The sequence below is a fragment of the Paraburkholderia sp. BR14320 genome (assembly GCF_040948665.1).
Taxonomy (GTDB): domain Bacteria; phylum Pseudomonadota; class Gammaproteobacteria; order Burkholderiales; family Burkholderiaceae; genus Paraburkholderia; species Paraburkholderia youngii.
On the sequence record NZ_JBFPKG010000019.1, the window covers coordinates 100296 to 118092 of the forward strand.

Annotated in this window: 16 protein-coding genes and 1 pseudogene; 12 read left to right on the plus strand and 5 right to left on the minus strand. The window is 65.4% G+C overall.

The features are described from left to right. Position 1: 1 nt before the first annotated feature. Positions 2-869: pseudogene (gene motA, locus AB3X89_RS19255) on the minus strand (flagellar motor stator protein MotA). A 347-nt stretch (positions 870-1216) separates the two neighbouring features. On the opposite strand from motA, the gene AB3X89_RS19260 reads away from it, so the two are divergent. Further along, on the plus strand, positions 1217-2629 hold the full coding sequence (locus AB3X89_RS19260; protein ID WP_368584688.1) for a DUF2252 domain-containing protein: 1413 nt from the start codon (positions 1217-1219) through the stop codon (positions 2627-2629). Between the two features lie 36 nt (positions 2630-2665). Here AB3X89_RS19260 and AB3X89_RS19265 read toward each other — a convergent pair whose 3' ends face one another. Continuing rightward, the gene (locus tag AB3X89_RS19265; protein WP_368584689.1) at positions 2666-3499 is read right to left on the minus strand and encodes a polysaccharide deacetylase family protein; all 834 of its coding nucleotides are present in this window, start codon (positions 3497-3499) and stop codon (positions 2666-2668) included. 275 nt (positions 3500-3774) lie between these two features. Between AB3X89_RS19265 and AB3X89_RS19270 the strand changes: the two genes are divergently transcribed. The 7 genes from AB3X89_RS19270 (at position 3775) to AB3X89_RS19300 (ending at position 9420) form a co-directional block, all read left to right on the plus strand. Then, a complete protein-coding gene (locus AB3X89_RS19270) occupies positions 3775-4539 on the plus strand; it encodes an SDR family oxidoreductase (protein WP_368584690.1) in 765 nt (254 codons plus the stop codon). 94 nt (positions 4540-4633) lie between these two features. Next, entirely contained in the window at positions 4634-4909 is a 276-nt protein-coding gene (locus tag AB3X89_RS19275; protein WP_368584691.1) for an oxidoreductase-like domain-containing protein, read from the plus strand. A gap of 28 nt (positions 4910-4937) precedes the next feature. Further along, positions 4938-5807 (plus strand): NAD-dependent protein deacetylase, encoded by an 870-nt coding sequence (locus AB3X89_RS19280; protein ID WP_368584692.1) that lies wholly within the window; start codon positions 4938-4940, stop codon positions 5805-5807. Between the two features lie 46 nt (positions 5808-5853). After that, the gene (locus AB3X89_RS19285; RefSeq protein WP_368584693.1) at positions 5854-6471 is read left to right on the plus strand and encodes a pyridoxamine 5'-phosphate oxidase family protein; all 618 of its coding nucleotides are present in this window, start codon (positions 5854-5856) and stop codon (positions 6469-6471) included. Positions 6472-6504: 33 nt separating this feature from the next. Then, on the plus strand, positions 6505-7113 hold the full coding sequence (locus tag AB3X89_RS19290; RefSeq protein WP_368584694.1) for a DUF938 domain-containing protein: 609 nt from the start codon (positions 6505-6507) through the stop codon (positions 7111-7113). Positions 7114-7398: 285 nt separating this feature from the next. Beyond that, entirely contained in the window at positions 7399-8808 is a 1410-nt protein-coding gene (gene gndA, locus AB3X89_RS19295) for an NADP-dependent phosphogluconate dehydrogenase (RefSeq protein WP_013091259.1), read from the plus strand. Between the two features lie 276 nt (positions 8809-9084). Beyond that, a complete protein-coding gene (locus tag AB3X89_RS19300; protein WP_368584695.1) occupies positions 9085-9420 on the plus strand; it encodes a DUF4148 domain-containing protein in 336 nt (111 codons plus the stop codon). Between the two features lie 155 nt (positions 9421-9575). Here the strand turns inward: AB3X89_RS19300 and AB3X89_RS19305 are convergent, their stop codons facing one another. Then, positions 9576-9896, minus strand: coding sequence for a hypothetical protein (locus tag AB3X89_RS19305; RefSeq protein WP_013091261.1), 321 nt, complete (start codon positions 9894-9896; stop codon positions 9576-9578). 230 nt (positions 9897-10126) lie between these two features. On the opposite strand from AB3X89_RS19305, the gene AB3X89_RS19310 reads away from it, so the two are divergent. The 3 genes from AB3X89_RS19310 (at position 10127) to ltaE (ending at position 12617) form a co-directional block, all read left to right on the plus strand. Beyond that, a complete protein-coding gene (locus tag AB3X89_RS19310) occupies positions 10127-10438 on the plus strand; it encodes a cupin domain-containing protein (protein ID WP_368584696.1) in 312 nt (103 codons plus the stop codon). A gap of 164 nt (positions 10439-10602) precedes the next feature. Then, positions 10603-11406 (plus strand): peptidoglycan DD-metalloendopeptidase family protein, encoded by an 804-nt coding sequence (locus AB3X89_RS19315; protein ID WP_368584697.1) that lies wholly within the window; start codon positions 10603-10605, stop codon positions 11404-11406. Between the two features lie 203 nt (positions 11407-11609). Beyond that, positions 11610-12617: a low-specificity L-threonine aldolase gene (gene ltaE / locus AB3X89_RS19320; protein ID WP_368584698.1), complete on the plus strand. Its 1008-nt coding sequence runs from the start codon at positions 11610-11612 to the stop codon at positions 12615-12617. A 142-nt stretch (positions 12618-12759) separates the two neighbouring features. On the opposite strand, the gene AB3X89_RS19325 is transcribed toward ltaE, so the two are convergent. After that, positions 12760-14130 carry an MFS transporter gene (locus tag AB3X89_RS19325; RefSeq protein ID WP_368584711.1) on the minus strand — a complete coding sequence of 457 codons (1371 nt, stop codon included), beginning with the start codon at positions 14128-14130 and terminating at the stop codon, positions 12760-12762. Positions 14131-14800: 670 nt separating this feature from the next. Between AB3X89_RS19325 and AB3X89_RS19330 the strand changes: the two genes are divergently transcribed. After that, positions 14801-17254 carry a glycogen/starch/alpha-glucan phosphorylase gene (locus AB3X89_RS19330; RefSeq protein WP_368584699.1) on the plus strand — a complete coding sequence of 818 codons (2454 nt, stop codon included), beginning with the start codon at positions 14801-14803 and terminating at the stop codon, positions 17252-17254. A 72-nt stretch (positions 17255-17326) separates the two neighbouring features. Here AB3X89_RS19330 and AB3X89_RS19335 read toward each other — a convergent pair whose 3' ends face one another. Then, the gene (locus AB3X89_RS19335) at positions 17327-17716 is read right to left on the minus strand and encodes a DUF6232 family protein (RefSeq protein WP_368584700.1); all 390 of its coding nucleotides are present in this window, start codon (positions 17714-17716) and stop codon (positions 17327-17329) included. Between the last annotated feature and the right edge of the window lie 81 nt (positions 17717-17797).

A 17797-nucleotide genomic window follows, 5' to 3' on the forward strand; every position in this document is an offset into this window, starting at 1 on the left:
GTCAGGCCGACTTCGGCATCTTCGTCGCGCGCACCGCGTCGTCGAGTTCCTGGAAGCTCGGGCGGTCGGCGGTGAACAACACCTTGCGGCCGAATTCCACCGCGACCGGTGGCGCGTAGCCGGACAGCGATGCGAGCAGTACAGCCTTCACGCATTGATAAGGCTTGGCTTCAGCGCGACCCTTCGCGTTCAGCAGATCGGCGACGGGGCCGATAAAACCATACGCAAGCAGAATGCCGAGGAAGGTGCCGACCAGCGCGCCCGCGATCATCTCGCCGAGCACGGCGGGCGGCGCGCCGACCGAGCCCATCGTGTGCACGACACCCATCACCGCGGCGACGATGCCGAACGCGGGCAGGCCGTCGGCCATCTTCTGGATCGCGTTGGCCGCCACCGACGCTTCCGCGTGATGCGTGGCCAGTTCCTCGTCCATCAGGTCCTGTATTTCGTGCACATTGACGTTGCCGCCCGAAATCATGCGCAGATAGTCGACGATGAAATCGAGCAGATGATGATCCTCCAGCACGTGCGAGTACTTCTGGAAAATCACGCTCTCTTCCGGGCTGGTGACGTCGGTTTCGAGCGCCATCATCCCTTCCTTGCGCGCCTTTTGCAGCAGTTCATACAGCAACGCGATCAACTGCAGATATTTCTCTTTCGTATAGCCGCCGCTTTTGAAGCACGACGGCAGTACCTTGATGGTTTTCTTCAGCGTCGAAGTCGGATTGCTAACGACGAACGCGCCGATTGCCGCACCGAAAATACATAGCAATTCGAATGGCAACGAGTGCCGGCAGATGTCCGCCGACGCCAACAAAACTTCCGATCACAGAACCGATTACCAACACCCACCCGATTGCGACAAACATGCTTTCTCCGTTTTCCCTTGCGCGACGCACGTTAGTGAACAGTGCGGAACGGGCCCTTTTTCAAGGGCTTTTCGTGCGTCGCGAACTTCTGCATGGATGGGTATACGGCGCGCTTCGCGTTTGCTGAAGTGCATGGCGCGACTAAAAATGAAATTTCACCAAACGGTTAGTTTCGGTTGCAGAAAGTCGGTAAGTTTGTCCGCTTTTGAGTGCGATGAGCGCGAATCCGGGTGCGGGCAAAGCGCCGGAACATTTTTACCGATGCCGTTTTCGAACCCGTTATGATTGCGCGTGCAACGCTCGGTTTTAACCACGCGATGCGCGGAAAGCAAAAACGGAGAGAAAGCATGAAAGCCAGCACCATTGCCGAACGGGAAGCGCGCGGCCGCGCCGCACGCGAGCGTTCGAAACGCTCGAGCCATCGGGCGGTCGGCGAGTTGCACCGCGACCCGATCGAGCTGCTGAAGCAAAGCAGCGCGGAGCGCGTCGAGAAGCTGGTGCCGCTGCGCTATGGGCGCATGGCAGCCTCGCCGTTTGCGTTCCATCGCGGCAGTGCGATTCTGCAAGCGCACGATCTGAGCAAGGTGCACGACAGCGGGCTCAGCATGCCGATCTGCGGTGACGGCCATCTGATGAATTTCGCCGGCTTCGCGACTTCCGAGCGGCAGCTGGTCTTCGACCTGAACGACTTCGACGAAGTCTCGATCGGCCCGTTCGAATGGGACCTGAAACGCTTGTGCGCGGGCCTCGTCGTGGCTGCGCGGCAGATGCGCCTGAGCCGCGGCACCGCCGAGAGTCTCGTGATGACCGCGGTCGGCTCGTATCGCGATCGCGTCGCGCAATACGCGCAGTTCGGCGCGCTCGACCTGTGGTACGACCGCATCACGTTCGACCGCATGGCCGAGATCGCATTGGCGCCCGAGCGCCGGCGCGCGGTGCGGCGCGCCATGGAAAAGGCCGCGAGCCGCACGCACGAAAGCCTGCTGGAAAAAATGGCGTCGTTCGATGGCAATCGTTGGACCATCCACGACACGCCGCCCGCGCTGTTTCATGTGCTCGGTGCGAACACGCTGTTTACGGCCGAGGAAACCGAAACCTACCGGACCGGCAACGTCGAAAAGACGATCGAGCAGGTGTGGGGCGAGTACCGCAAGTCGATGTCGCACGATAGGCGCGAACTGCTCGATCACTTCACGAGGCACGACGTCGTGTTCAAAGTGGCCGGCGTCGGCAGCGTCGGCACGCGTTGTCTGGTCGTGCTGCTCGTCGATCACATGGGCAAGCCGTTGTTCCTCCAGATGAAGGAGGCGCGGCCATCGGTGATCGCGCAGTTCTATAAGTCGCCGGCGGTCAAGCATCAGGGCGAGCGCGTCGTGCAAGGACAGCGGCTGCTGCAAACCGCGAGCGACGTGTTCCTCGGCTGGGGGACGGGACCGCACGGGCGGCAGTTCTATTTCCGCCAACTGCGCGACATGAGGCTGTCCGCGAATATCGAGCTGTTCGACAGCGATCTGCTCGACGGCTATGCGCGGCTATGCGGCTGGATCATGGCGCGCGCGCACGCGAAGGCGAGCGGGCAGGCGATCGAGATCAGCGCGTACATCGGCCGCGGCGATCAGTTCGCCGAAGCGCTGAGCGGCTACGCGAGCGCTTATGCGGATCAGGTGGAGCGCGACTACGACGTGTTCATCAAAGCGTGCCGCAGCGGCAAGCTCGAAGCGCGTACCGATGAGGATATGGCGGCGGATTTTCGCGTGTAGCGCTGTTTGCGGTGAGTGTCACTTCACGTGCGATCGTCACGCATCGACACGCGCTTCGCGCAGCGTGACGAACCGCAGATGCCGCTCGCGCGCCGCTTCGATCACGCTCGGCAGCACCGCGAGAATCAGCGGCTGGCCTTCGACCGTCAGCGCGGCGTTGCCATCGTGCAGCAGCAGGATGTCGCGCGCGGCGAGGCCATCGAGCAGCCGCCGCGCGACCACGTGCGGGTTGCGCTCGCGCGTATCGTAGCCGCGCCGTGTCCATGCGGCGAGACGCAGATCGAGCTTGCGCAGCACCGGCTCCAGAAAGAGGTTGCGCAGTCCGGCGGGCGCGCGGAAGAACATCGGCCGCGCGCCGCTGACGGTTTCGAGCGTGCGTTGCGCGGCGGCGATCTCGCGCGTCAACGCGTGCGGAAACGTGACCGAAAACGTATGCACGTGCACTTGCGAATGGTTTTCGAGCGCATGTCCACGCGCGACGATCTCACGCGCGAGCTGCGGATAGCGCTCGACCTTCGAGCCGATGCAGAAGAACGTCGCGCGCACATCGAACGCGTCGAGCAGATCGAGCACTTGCGGCGTGACAACGGGGTCGGGGCCGTCGTCGATGGTCAGCGCGATCGCATCCTCGTTGCGCGGGCTCGCGGGCAGGCGGGTCCAGTTCGGTCCGAGCAGCGTCGTGCGCGGCAACAATCCGGTGATCGTAAACAGCGCGTGATTCGCGACGATCGCGGCGAGCCACCATGGCCACGCGGCCGGTGCAACAGCCACGCCGATCAGCACGATCACGTGCCAGCCGATCGTGCCGTTCAGCAGTGCGGAGTTGCGGCTGCGCGGCCAGCGGCGCTGCGGGTTCGGGTATTCATTCATCGAAACGTGCTTCCAGTACGCCTTCGTCGGTCCACGGAAGGCTGTGAATCTTGCGCGCGATGCGCAACCGCGAACGATACCACTGTTGCGCGCGCCGACGTGCCACGGTCGGCGGCCACGTGCCGGCCGCAAGCGCGCTGAAAGACTGCTGCGGTTTGCGATCGCCGATGCGCTGTTGTATGGTGCGGAGCGAAAAGCGGCGCGCGTGTCGATGGCGATCGGACCGGTTGCCGGCAAAAGCGCGCGTCCCGACCCAATACAACAGGAGATGCGCGATGTGGCAATCAGGAAACGGCAAAGTGGCGCTGGTGACGGGCGCGGGCAGCGGGATCGGCCGCGCGTGCGCGCTGACGCTTGCGAAGCACGGCTATAGCGTGGTGCTCGCCGGGCGTCGCCAGGCCGCACTCGATGCGGTCGCGCAGGAAGCGCAGGCGCAGCACGGCGACGCGCTCGCGGTGTCGTGCGACGTGACCGACGCCGACAGCGTCGCCGCGCTATTCGACACGATCCGCGCACGCTTCGGCCGGCTCGACGTGCTGTTCAACAACGCGGGACGCAACGGCTCGCCCGTCGACCTCGACGAAGTGAGCATCGACGAATGGCGCTCGATCGTCGACACCAACCTGAACGGCGTATTCCTGTGCACGCGCGCGGCGTTCGGCCTGATGAAGACGCAAAACCCGCGCGGCGGCCGCATCATCAACAACGGCTCGATCTCGGCGCACGCGCCGCGTCCGAACAGCGCCGCCTACACGGCGACCAAACACGCAATTACCGGGCTCACGAAGGCGGTGTCGCTCGACGGCCGCAAATACGACATCGTGTGCGGGCAGATCGACATCGGCAACGCGGGAACCGAGATGGCCGCGCGGATGGCGCGGGGCGTGCCGCAAGCCAACGGCGAGATCGCGGTCGAGCCGTTGATGGACGTGCAGCACGTCGCCGATGCGGTGCTGCATATGGCGAGCCTGCCGCTGTCGGCGAACGTGCAGTTCATGACGATCATGGCGAGCAAGATGCCGTTCGTCGGGCGCGGCTGAGCGGCGCGCAGCACCGTCTCGCAACCGGGAGCGGCGCGCGCGCGTTCAACTTATACTGGGCGCTCCGCCGTCTCTCGAAGCAAAGCCACGCGCCGTGCCCCGCGCCAAACCCAGCGACGACCCGCCGCCGCAGCCGCCCGTGCGGCCCGATCTCGACGACTGCTGTCACAGCGGCTGCACGCAGTGCGTGTTCGATCTCTACGACGAAGCACTGGAGCGCTACGAGATCGCGCTGGCTGCGTGGCAGAAGCGGCAGGCGCAGAAAGCGCGGCCCGCGCGGCGGCCCGACACGCACGGCGCGAAGTCGAAGCCGCAAGCGGACGCGCGTCGCTCGACCGCCAGGCGCGGCAAACCGAACCCACACCGCTGATGCGCACAAGCAACTCCACGTCCCCGTCATGACCGACCTTCAGCTCACGCCGACCGAATCCCTCGCCGACCCGCACACGCTCGACGATCTGCATCGCTTCGTGCAGCGTCATCCGCGCCTGTTCGTGCTGACCGGCGCGGGCATAAGCACGGACTCCGGCATCCCCGGCTATCGTGACGACAACGGCGCATGGAAGCGCTCGCCGCCGATCACGTTGCAGGAGTTCCTCGGCACGCTGGCGATGCGTCAGCGCTACTGGGCGCGCAGCATGGTCGGCTGGCCGCTGGTCGCGCGCGCGCAACCGAATGCCGCGCATGTCGCGCTCGCGCGGCTCGAAGCGGCCGGTCACGTGCCGACGCTGGTCACGCAGAACGTCGACGGCTTGCATCAGCGCGCGGGCAGCCGCGACGTGATCGAGCTGCACGGCGGCATCGACGGAGTCAGTTGTCTCGACTGCGGCATGCAGCATTCGCGCGCAGCGATCCAGCAGACGCTCGAAGCCGACAACCTCGCGCTGCTCGACGTCACGGCAGAAGCCGCCGCCGATGGCGACGCGCATCTCGAGTGGCACGATCTCGGCGGTTTTCGCGTGCCGGCATGCTCGAACTGCGGCGGGCTGCTGAAGCCGTCGGTGGTTTTCTTCGGCGAGAACGTGCCGAAGGCGCGGGTCGTTGCGGCGTCGCATGCGCTCGATGCGGCCGACGCGGTGCTGGTGGCCGGCTCGTCGCTGATGGTGTATTCCGGCTACCGCTTCTGCGTGTGGGCGCAGCGGCAGGGCAAGCCGATCGCGGCGATCAATCTGGGCCGCACCCGCGCCGATCCGCTGTTGTCTCTGAAGGTGGCCGCGCCGTGCGGCGATACCTTGAGCGCGCTCGCTGCGTTGCTGGCGGGCGATTGAAAACGAGTACGTTCCGCGAATCACAATTAAAACCCGAGGAAACCGCATGCTGACGACGATCGAACAACTCGAAGCTCTGTACGCACAGCCAGCCGAGCGCTCGCTGCGCAAAGAGATCCCCTATGTCAACGACGACTACCGCGCGTTCATCGCGGCCGCGCCGTTCGCGGTGCTCGCGACGAGCGGCCCCGCCGGTCTCGACTGCTCGCCGCGCGGCGATGCGCCGGGCTTCGTGCGCGTCGTCGACGAACGCACGCTCGCGCTGCCGGACCGACCCGGCAACAACCGGCTCGATAGCTTGCGCAACGTCATCGCCGATCCGCGCCTCGCGCTGCTGTTCGTGATTCCGGGTATCGGCGAGACCTTGCGCGTAAACGGCCGCGGCCGAGTCTCGAACGACGCGGCGCTGCTGGACAGTTTCGCGGTCGCCGGTAAACTGCCGCGCACCGTGCTGCTGATCGACGTCGATGCCGTGTACTTTCATTGCTCGAAGGCGATCGTGCGCTCGCAGCTGTGGGAGCCGGCGCGTCATATCGAGCGCTCGGAACTGCCGAGCGCGGGCGAGATCCTGCAACACATCATCGCCGCGAACGACGGCGAACAATTCGACGCGGCCGCCTACGATCGCGAGCTTCCCGAACGCGTGCGCGCCACGCTGTACTAACGCACATCGCAAAACCAGAACGCAAGGCCGACCATGACCGACGCCCGGCAATATTCGCCATCCGCCGAACGCAATCGCGAACCAATCCTCGCCGTGCTGCGCGATGCGCTGCCGGCGCGCGGCCGTGTGCTCGAAATCGCGAGCGGCACCGGTGAGCACGCAATCTGGTTCGCCGGCGCGCTGCCCGGTCTCGACTGGCAGCCGAGCGATGCCGACGAACAAGCGTGCGAATCGATTGCCGCGTGGACCGCGCACGCGGGGCTCGCGAACGTGCGCGCGCCGCTCGCGCTCGACGTGCATCAGCCGGACTGGGGCGTCGATGCGCTCGATGCGGTGGTCTGCATCAACATGATCCACATCTCGCCGTGGAGCGCGGCGCAGGCACTCGTCGACGGCGCGGGGCGGCGGCTCGTCGACGGCGGCGTGCTTTATCTATATGGTCCTTACCGGCGTGGCGGCGCGCATACGGCGCCGAGCAACGAAGCGTTCGAGCAGTGGCTGAAGAGTCGCGATCCCGGATGGGGCGTGCGCGATATGGAAGCGGTCGTCGCGCTCGGCGACGCGGCCGGGCTCACGTGCGAACGGGTGGTCGCGATGCCCGCGAACAACTTCAGTCTGGTGTTGAGGAAGCGGGCAGGGTAGCGGGTAGATCGGCGGGTCGCGTATTCGTTCATGGGGTCCGCCAAACCTCAGTCCGATCACAATCCGAACCCTCCGCGCAAGCGCCGACGCGCGCACAATACCTGTCTATCTGGCGTTACGCGCAAGCTGGAGCACGGCAGGAGCACCGCAGCAGCACGAGCAACTGGCGTGCTTGCCCGCCATCAAGCGGCAAGCGCGCATTTCTTTTATCCTTTCACCCTCGACGCCGCGCCGGTGTTTTCGCAGCGCGGCGCCACGACATTTATTGGACTCTGGAGAATTCAAATGAGCAAACAGGCAATCGGCGTGGTGGGGCTGGCGGTGATGGGCCGCAATCTGGCGCTCAACATCGAGAGCCGCGGCCACGCGGTGTCGGTCTACAACCGTAGCCGCGCGAAAACCGACGAACTCATCGCCGAATATCCGGACCGCAAACTGGTGCCGGCTTTCACGCTGGAAGAGTTCGTCGACTCGCTCGAAAAGCCGCGCCGCATTCTGATGATGGTCAAGGCCGGCGAGCCGACCGACGCAACCATTGCCTCGCTCAAGCCGTTGCTCGAAAAAGGCGACATCCTGATCGACGGCGGCAACACGCCTTTCACCGACACGATCCGCCGCAACCAGGAACTCGCGAAGGCGGGTCTGCACTTCATCGGCACCGGCGTGTCGGGCGGCGAGGAAGGCGCGCTGAAAGGCCCGTCGATCATGCCGGGCGGCCAGCGCGACGCGTACGACCTCGTCGCGCCGATCCTCACCGAGATCGCCGCGAAGGCGCCGGACGGCGAGCCCTGCGTCGCGTACATGGGACCGGACGGCGCGGGCCACTTCGTGAAGATGGTGCACAACGGCATCGAGTACGGCGACATGCAGCTGATCGCCGAAAGCTATGCGGTGTTGAAGCAGGTCGTCGGCTTGTCGAACGAGGAACTCGGCAAGGTCTATACCGAGTGGAACCAGGGCGAGCTCGACAGCTATCTGATCGAAATCACCTCGAAGATCTTCAGCAAGAAGGACGACGAAACCGGCAAGGACCTCGTCGACGTGATCCTCGATCGTGCCGCGCAGAAGGGCACCGGCAAGTGGACCAGCCAGAACGCGCTCGACCTCGGCGCGCCGCTGCCGCTGATCACCGAGGCGGTGTTCGCGCGCGTGCTGTCGTCGCTGAAGACGCAGCGCGTGGCCGCGAGCAAGGTGCTCGAAGGTCCGCAGGCCAAGCCGCTCGAAGGCGCGAAAGAGGCGTTCATCGAATCGGTGCGCCGCGCGCTGTACTTCAGCAAGGTGATCTCGTACGCGCAGGGCTTCGCGCAGTTGCGCGCAGCGTCGGAAGAATACAAGTGGGATCTCGACTACGGCACGATCGCGAAGATCTTCCGCGCGGGCTGCATCATCCGCGCCCGCTTCCTGCAAAAGATCACCGACGCCTACACGAAGGACAAGGCGCTCGCGAACCTGCTGCTCGATCCGTACTTCCGCGACATCGCGAAGAACTATCAGGCTGCGTTGCGCGAAGTCGTGGTGGCTGCGGTCAACGCTGGTGTGCCGGTGCCGGCGTTCGCGTCGGCGATCGCATATTTTGACGCTTACCGCTCGGAGCGTCTGCCCGCGAACCTCGTGCAGGCGCAGCGCGACTTCTTCGGCGCGCATACGTTCGAACGCATCGACAAGCCGGGCAGCTTCCACGCGCAGTGGAGCTAGCAGTCGAAAAAACGGCCCGGCGCGCGTGATGGTGACAGCGCGCCGGGCCGTTGTTCATCTGGGATCAGCAACGGAGCCTTGCATTATTACCAGATACATCGTGGGTTATCTGTAAGCTTGAGCAAATGCGAAACGATTATTGCGCCAGGAGGAATAGAGTTTCGCTCATTTAAGGGTTTACCCTAGATCGTGACGCCTCTAAACTTGTTTTCAATCGCTGAGGGAAAAGCAGAAACCCCGAAGCGCACCACACAACAAGTCATTTGGAGGTTAATCATGAAGACCCTGATTTCCGCAGTTGCAATCGCCGCCGCCCTCGTTGTTCCGGTCGCTTCGTTCGCTCAAGCCAGCCAGCCGGTGACCCGCGCTCAGGTTCGCGCTGAACTGATCCAACTCGAAAAGGCCGGCTACAACCCGTCCGCCAACGACGTCAACTACCCGCTCGATATCCAGGCAGCGCAAGCACGCGTCGATGCGCAGCGCGGCACCGCCGTCGCAGCCAACCGCGCGGACACCAGCGGCTACGGCGCTCCGGCTGTCGGCACGTCGCAAGCAGGCCCCGCCGTCCTTCCGGCGAAGGCCAACCGTAACTCGGTGTACTTCGGCAACTAATCGCAGTAGAAGTGTGCAGGTGTAGTTGGAAGTCGTAGTCCGCTGTAGACGCCGCGTCGTGGAGTAGCGCGAGCGCGGCGGGCAAGAAAAAACGCCATCCGGTTCGATCGGATGGCGTTTTGTCGTTTACGGCGCCGTGCTGCGGCGGATTCGCGTCAATGCAGCGTTCGCTGCCGCCGACCGATGTCGTCGAACAGCGCGCGGCTCGGCTCCAGTGCGAGCAGCCACGATTCGTCGTAGCCGCTCAGATTGTCGAGCGCCTCGCGCAGACGCTCGATCGCCACCGCGGGCAGCTCGACGCTCGCCTCGACCCCGCTCGACAGTCTCGCGACGCTCGCCAGTTGCACGAGCGCATCGGCGGCCTCGGCGACGTCGGCGGCGAAGATCAGATGGGTGTTCAGCAGTTCGACGAGGCCGGCAGACGCCGCCACATCGTCGACGTTGAGTTGCACGGCCAGAAAGGTGGCTTTGTTCATCCTCGATTCCTCCCAGAATCCCAACGTTGTCGTGTACTGCTCCGCGCGGCTTGACTGAGTATAGGCGATGGCCGATTGCCCGCAACAATCGGACGAATCGGCCGTGGCAGGTCCCTCGCCGAGACGCGCGGGCCATGCGACCTATAATAGGGCCAGCCGTGCAAGCGCCGTCGCCGCGGGCGGACGGTGCCGCCCGCGGGATTTGCGCGCCTGCCAATTGCTCATCGACCATGAAGATCATCCGCAGCAAAAGCTTTACCGCGCCGCGTGCCTGGGGTGCGCTCGACATCGCGAACATGAACGGCATCACCACGCGTCTGCATTGGACCGACCAGCCGTACAAGTGGCACGTGAACGACGGCGAGGAAGTGTTCGCCGTGCTCGACGGGCGCGTCGAGATGCGCTATCGCGAAGACGGCGTCGAATGTTCGACGGTGCTCGAAACCGGCGATGTGTTCTACGCGACGGTTGGCACCGAGCATGTCGCGCATCCGCTCGGTACGGCACGCGTGCTGGTCGTCGAAACGCAGGGAAGCGTCTGAAGAACACGTCAGTTTGACGGCGCGCGCCAGCGCGGCGTGCGTATGGTGCGCGCGCATAATATCCAGGCGGCTACAGACAGCCGCGATCTTATGCAAGCGTGGCGGAACGGCAATTGCTAAGGCGTCGGTTGAATCGGAACGAGACACACGTCGAGGAAAATCAGATGACACAACAATGGCAACCGACGGCGATCCGCGTGCTGATGGCGGCGGCGCTCGGCGTGGCGATCGGCGGCTGCACGACGATGCCGTGGGAAAGCACGCCGTTCTACAACAACGCGCCGTCGAGCGCGACCAGCCTCGCGAACGTCCCGGTTCCTGCCGGCTTCTACCGTGTCAATCCGGGCGACACGCTGGCCGGCATCGCTTCGGCTTATGGACGCAAGCTGCAGGAAATCGCAGCCTGGAACGGCTTGCCGGTCAACGCCGCGGTCGCGCCCGGCCAGGTGCTGCGCGTTTCTCCGCCGATGGCCTCGGGCAGCGTGGTCACGCCGCCGGTTGCGGTGGCGCCGGGTGCGCCGGCCGCGCCGGGCGCGACGGCGAACGTGCCGCCGGGCGCCGTCCCCGGTGCGCCGGCCCCCGCGGCCGGGCCGCAGCAGGGCGTGCTGCAATGGCCGTTGCGCGGACCGGTCCTGCGCGCGTTCGCGCCGGGCAAGTCCAACGGCATCGTGATCGGCGGGCAACCCGGCGATCCGGTCAAGGCCGCCGCGACCGGCCGCGTGGTCTACGCGGGCACCGGCATCGAAGCCTACGGCCCGCTCATCATCATCAAGCACAACGACTCGCTGATCACCGCGTACGGCCAGAACAGCCAGCTGCTCGTCAAGGAAGGCGACGCGGTCGCGCAAGGGCAGACGATCGGCGAGGTCGGGGTCGATAGCCGCGGTGCGGCGTCGATCCAGTTCGAAGTGCGCCAGAACGGCCAGCCGGTCGATCCGCTGCAGTGGCTGCCGAAGCCCGGCGGCTGAGCATCCCCGTCGCGTCTATTGAGTTAGCGTCTATCGACTCCTCGCAGCCGGATCGGCGCGCTTTGCGGGGACGCGCCGATTTTCAGCGTCGCCTGAATTGAATACACTGTATGGCTCGTTTGCCGGCGCGTACGCGTTCCTCCCGGAATGCACGCGCGGCCGGCTGCCGTAGGTTGTCATCCATGGACGCACAGGGACACACAATGATCGATTTGCGCAGCGATACCGTTACCCGCCCGACTCCGCCGATGCTCGCGGCGATGTCGGCGGCCGAAGTCGGCGACGACGTCTGGGGCGACGACCCCACCGTACTGCGTCTGCAGGCCACGCTGGCCGAGCGCACCGGCAAGGAAGCGGGGCTGTTCTTCCCGAGCGGCACGCAAAGCAACCTCGCCGCATTGATGGCGCACTGCGCGCGCGGCGACGAATACATCGTCGGCCAGCTCGCGCACACCTACAAATACGAGGGCGGTGGCGCGGCCGTGCTCGGCAGCATCCAGCCGCAGCCGCTCGAAAACGCCGCCGACGGCTCGATCCCGCTCGAGAAGATCGCCGCCGCGATCAAGCCGATCGACGATCACTTCGCGCGCACGCGGCTGCTCGCGCTGGAAAACACGATCGGCGGCAGAGTGCTGCCGGAGCAGTACGTCGCCGACGCGACGCAGCTCGCGCGCGAGCGCGGCCTCGCGACCCACCTCGACGGCGCGCGCGTGTTCAACGCGGCGGTCGCGTCGGGCAAGCCGGTCGCGGCGCTCACCGAGCCGTTCGATTCGGTGTCGATCTGCCTTTCGAAGGGACTGGGCGCGCCGGTCGGCTCGGTGCTGGTCGGCAGCCGCGCGCTGATCGACGTCGCGCATCGCTGGCGCAAGGTGCTCGGCGGCGGCATGCGCCAGGCTGGCGTGCTCGCGGCGGCGTGCCTGTACGCGCTCGATCACAACGTCGAGCGTCTTGCCGACGATCACGCGAACGCCGCGCATCTGGCGGCGGGGCTGGAGAGCATCGAGCAGGTGAAGGTGCAGTCGGTCGCGACGAACATGGTGTTCGCGCAGTTTCCGCAACAGCATTGCGCGCCGCTCGAAGCGTGGCTCAAGGAGCGGGGCATCCTCACGCAGATGCTGTATGCGTCGCGCTTCGTCACGCACATGGATGTGTCGCGCGACGATATCGACACGTTCATTGCCGCGGTGAAAGGGTATTTCGCGGCACGTTGATCGCGCCGCAATGGTCGGAAGCGAGGCGGCTCGCATAGTTGCCGCCTCGTCTTCCCGCACCGGCTTCAACTCATGCGCGGTTCGTTCGAGCCGCGCTTCATGCAAGCTTTATCCTCGTCTCACGCGCCGTCCGGCGCACATCTCACTTGACCGCCGCCTTCGCCTGCACGCCCGCGCGATGCGATGGCGCGAAGAGCCGCAAGCCGCTCGCGAGGCTCGCGGCGCCGGCGAAGAAAGCGCCGAGGCCGAGCGCGAGCGTCGGTCCATGCTGGCGTCCGGCGATGCCGAAGCACAGCGCGACCAACGCCGCGCCGGTCGCCTGGCCGATTAGCCGCGCGGTCGCGACGATGCCGCTCGCGCCGCCGCTGCGCTCCGGCGGCGCGCTCGCCAGCAGCGCCTTCAGGTTCGGCGACTGGAAAAAACCGAAGCCCGCGCCGCAGATCGCCATGCGGATGCCGATGTCGAGCACGTGCGGATGGGCGGGCAGCATCGCCAGCGAGGCCATCCCCGCCGACAGCACCGCGAGCCCGACCGCGCCGAGCAGCCCCGGCGGATAGCGGTCCGACAGGCCGCCCGCGAGCGGCGCGGCGAGTGCGACCACGACAGGCCACGGCGTCATCAGGAAGCCGGTTTCGACCTGGCTGCGCAGCAGCACGTCCTCGAAATAGAACGGCAGCGACACGAATGCGAGGCTCTGCGCGGCGAACGAGCAGACGGCCGTCACCGCCGACAGCGCGAACACCGGCCGCTTGAACAGATCGACGGGCAGCATCGGCGCGGAGTGACCCGCCTCGCGGCGAATCAGCAGCAGCGCGAACACGACCGCGATCGCCGTGGCGCTGAGCACGATCTGCATCGACGCGCGTTGCGCCGCCTCGCCGAGCGCGAAGATCAGCGCGGCGAACGTGACCACGTTAAGCAGGGCCGCCACCGGATCGAACTGATGCCGCCCCTGCGTGGTATGCGGCAGCGCCGGCATCGCGAAGCTGAGCGCGAGCACGCCGAGCGGCACGTTGACGGCGAACAGCCACGGCCACGTCGCGACCGACAGAATCAGCGACGCCACCGTCGGCCCGACCGCGAACGACACGCCGACGATCAGCGCATTGGTGCCGAGCCCGCGACCGAGCCGATGCGGCGGGTACAGAAAGCGGATCAGCGCGGTGTTGACGCTCATGATCGCGCTGGCGCCCAGGCCCTGCACGATGCGCGCGGCGGTAAGCAGCGGCAGCGTCGGCGCCAGCGCGCAGCCGAGCGAACTCAGCGTGAACAGCGCGATGCCGCCGATATAGATGCGCCGATGCCCGACGATATCGCCGAGCGCGGCGAGCGGCAGCAGCGTCGCGACCATCGCGAGCTGGTACGCGTTGATGATCCAGACCGACGCGGCCGGCGCCGCGTGCAGGTCGCCGGCGATTGCGGGCAGCGCGGTGTTGGCGATCGCGGTATCGAGCGTGGCGAGCGCGACGGCGAGCATGATCGCGGCCATCGCGCGGCGATTGGCGGCCGACATCGGGCCGTCGGCGGGGAGAGCCGGCGTGGGGACGCCGACGGTGGGGCTGAGCTTATCGGACAAGGCGTGGCTCGTCGGGTTGGGCATGCCGGCGTTGGCCGCTTCAGGAGAGGCGACGCGCGCACGGCGGTTTTGTTGTGGGCGAGGTGGCGCGCTGTCCGGACCACGGCGGATGAGCGTGGCGGCTTGTGCGGCGCAACGTCGCGATTGTTGCAGAGACGGCGCGATCGTGCAGAGAGGCGGGCAGGCGGGCGAAGATGAGGCGCTGAGATCTGCCGGCAACGCAACTAACCGTCAACCCCCGCCGCATCTCCAAATCAGTGCGCGCCCTACATCAAATCGAATTCGCATCCGCACAAACCGTCCGGCAGAACAGGCGGCCCGATGCGATCACACAATTGGGGAATTCGCGGCTTCATTCCCCCGTCATGCATCGAAAAAATAATCGATGTGCGGTTTTGCACTGCATCCGGGCATCGGCCGCACGCCATCGCGCGGCAATTGGCGGATTCACCGGGCACGGCATATGCGTCACCATCCGCTCGCGCAGCGATGTGCGCGATCCGCAAAATGTTCTACTCTGTTTTTTTAACCGTTCCGACAGGCACGCGCCTCCCGTCCGTCTTCCGTGCGGTTCGCGTCTGCCTTGTCGAACTTCCCGGAGGCTTCGATGACGACCGTCGATCTGGAATTCGACCAGCTCCACAGTACCGTCGACGCGCTACGGCGCTCAATTTCGAATCGCATGATGTACGGCGTCGGCAAGGACGCCATCACCGCTCACCCGCACGACTGGCTGCACGCGGCCGCGCTCGCCGTGCGCGACCGGCTCGTCGCGCGCTGGATGAAGACCACGCGCCTGCAATACGAGCAGGACGTGAAGCGGGTCTACTACCTGTCGATGGAGTTTCTGATCGGCAGGACCTTTACCAACGCGCTGCTCGCGCTCGGCATCCACGATCAGATGAAGGAGGCGCTCGCGAGCCTCGGCGTCGACATGGACGCGCTGATCGACATCGAGCCCGACGCCGCGCTCGGCAACGGCGGCCTCGGGCGGCTCGCCGCGTGCTTTCTCGATTCGATGGCGACGCTCGGGATTCCGGGCTTCGGCTACGGCATCCGTTACGAGTACGGCATGTTCCGCCAGGAAATCATCGACGGCGAGCAGGTCGAGGCGCCCGACTACTGGCTGCGCGCCGGTAATCCGTGGGAATTTCCGCGGCCCGAAATCAAGTACATGGTGCACTTCGGCGGCCGTACCGTGCAGCGCGGCGAGAAGACCGAATGGATCGACACCGAGCATGTGAACGCGACCGCGTACGACACCGTGATCCCCGGCTACGCGACCGACGCGACCAACACGCTGCGCCTGTGGTCCGCGCGCGCGACCGAGGAACTCGACCTCGGCGCGTTCAATCGCGGCGACTACCGCAACGCGGTCGACACCAAGAACATGTCGGAGAACGTGTCGCGGCTGCTCTATCCGGACGACTCCACACCGGCCGGCCGCGAGTTGCGGCTGCGCCAGGAGTACTTCTTCGTATCGGCGACGATGCAGGATCTGATCCGCCGCTATCAGCGCACGCACAGCACGTTCGGACGCTTCTCGGAGAAGGTCGCGGTGCATCTGAACGACACGCACCCGGTGCTCGCGATTCCCGAGCTGATGCGCCTGCTCGTCGATGTGCATAACCTGCCGTGGGACAAGGCGTGGAAACATGTGACGCAGATCTTCTCGTACACGAATCACACGCTGATGCCCGAGGCGCTCGAAACATGGGATGTTGAAATGCTGTCGCGGCTGCTGCCGCGCCATCTCGAGATCATCTTCGAAATCAACGCGCAGTTTCTGAAGCACGTCGGCGAGCAATCGGGCCACGACGTCGATATGATCCGCCGCATTTCGCTCGTCGACGAATACGGGCAGCGGCGCGTGCGCATGGCCTATCTGGCGATCGTCGCGAGTCACAAGGTGAACGGCGTGTCGAAGCTGCATTCGCAGCTGATGACGCGCGACATCTTCGCCGACTTCGCGCGTCTCTACCCTGACCGCTTCACCAACGTGACCAACGGCATCACGCCGCGCCGCTGGCTTGCACAGGCGAGTCCGTCGCTGTCGTCGCTGATCGACGCGCGCATCGGTACGCATTGGCGCAGCAATCTGTTCGAGCTCGAGCAGCTGCGCAATCTGCGCAAGGACGACGAGTTCGTCGACGCGTTCCGTGAGGCCAAACGACAGGCCAAGCTGCGGCTCGTGCACCGGCTCGCGCAGCACACCAAGCTGCACTTCGATCCGAACGCGCTGTTCGATCTGCAGGTCAAGCGCATTCACGAATACAAGCGCCAGCTGCTCAACGTGCTGCACGTGATCGTGCGCTACAACGAGATTCGCGCGAATCCGGAGCGCGACTGGGTGCCGCGCGTCGTACTGTTTGCGGGCAAGGCCGCGTCCGCGTACCGGATGGCCAAGACGATCATCAAGCTGATCGGCGACGTCAGCGAGAAGGTCAATCACGATCCGCTGATCGGCAACAGGCTGAAGGTCGTGTTCGTGCCGAACTACGGCGTGAGCGTGGCCGAGCTGATCATTCCGGCGGCCGATCTGTCCGAGCAGATCTCGATGGCCGGCACCGAGGCGTCGGGCACCGGCAATATGAAGCTCGCGCTCAATGGCGCATTGACGATCGGCACGATGGACGGCGCGAACATCGAAATCTGCGACGCGGTGGGGCGCGAGAACATCTTCATCTTCGGCCACTCCGCCGACGAGGTCGACGATCTGCGCGCAAGCGGCTATCGGCCGCGGCAGATTTACGAGGAAAACGAAGCATTACGCACCGCCCTCGATCAGATTCGTACGGGCTTCTTCTCGCCGGACGATCCGCTGCGCTTCTCGGATATCTTTCACACGCTGGTCGATTGGGGCGATCACTATATGGTGCTCGCCGATTTCGACGCGTTCGCGAAAGCGCAGAACGCAGTGGATGCCCGTTTCGTCAACAAGCACGCGTGGGCCGAAAGCGCGATCGAGAACGTCGCGGGGATGGGGCAGTTCTCGTCGGATCGCACGATCGGCGAGTATGCGCGCAATATCTGGCGCGTGAATCCGCTCAGTCTGGACTGAACTGGAGAAGCCGTGCGGGGCTGGCGTCGACCAGTCGCGCACGGCTTTTTCATGTTCGATCGACGCGCCGCGTCATGCCTTCGGCGCGGCAGCCGCCGCCTTCGCCCGATGCACGGCCTCGCCGACGCGTTCGACGAACTCGCGATCCGTGCTCATCAGCGCCTCGCGCTCACCGTCGGCCGTCTTGACCATCAACCGATGCGTGACGTCCTGAGTCACCCAGGTCAGCCAGCCGACCACGACCAGCATCGCCCCGGATACGAGCCCCGAAGCCGAATGCAGCACACCGCCGACGATCGCGCCGATCAGCCCCGCCACCGAGATCACGAGCGGCACGACCTTGTTCTTCTGCACGGTCATGACCTGCACGTCGACGATATCGCGCAGCGGGAAGACCTGGCCCGCGGCCGAGAGGGCGTTGCGCGTGACTGACACGCCGCGATCGTTGAATGGGATTTCCATTGTTTCAATGCAAGGGTGGTGAAGCGCGCAGCGTAACAGACTTCCCTCAAATTCCTAAAGTTAGGGAGTTTTTCGTTCTCT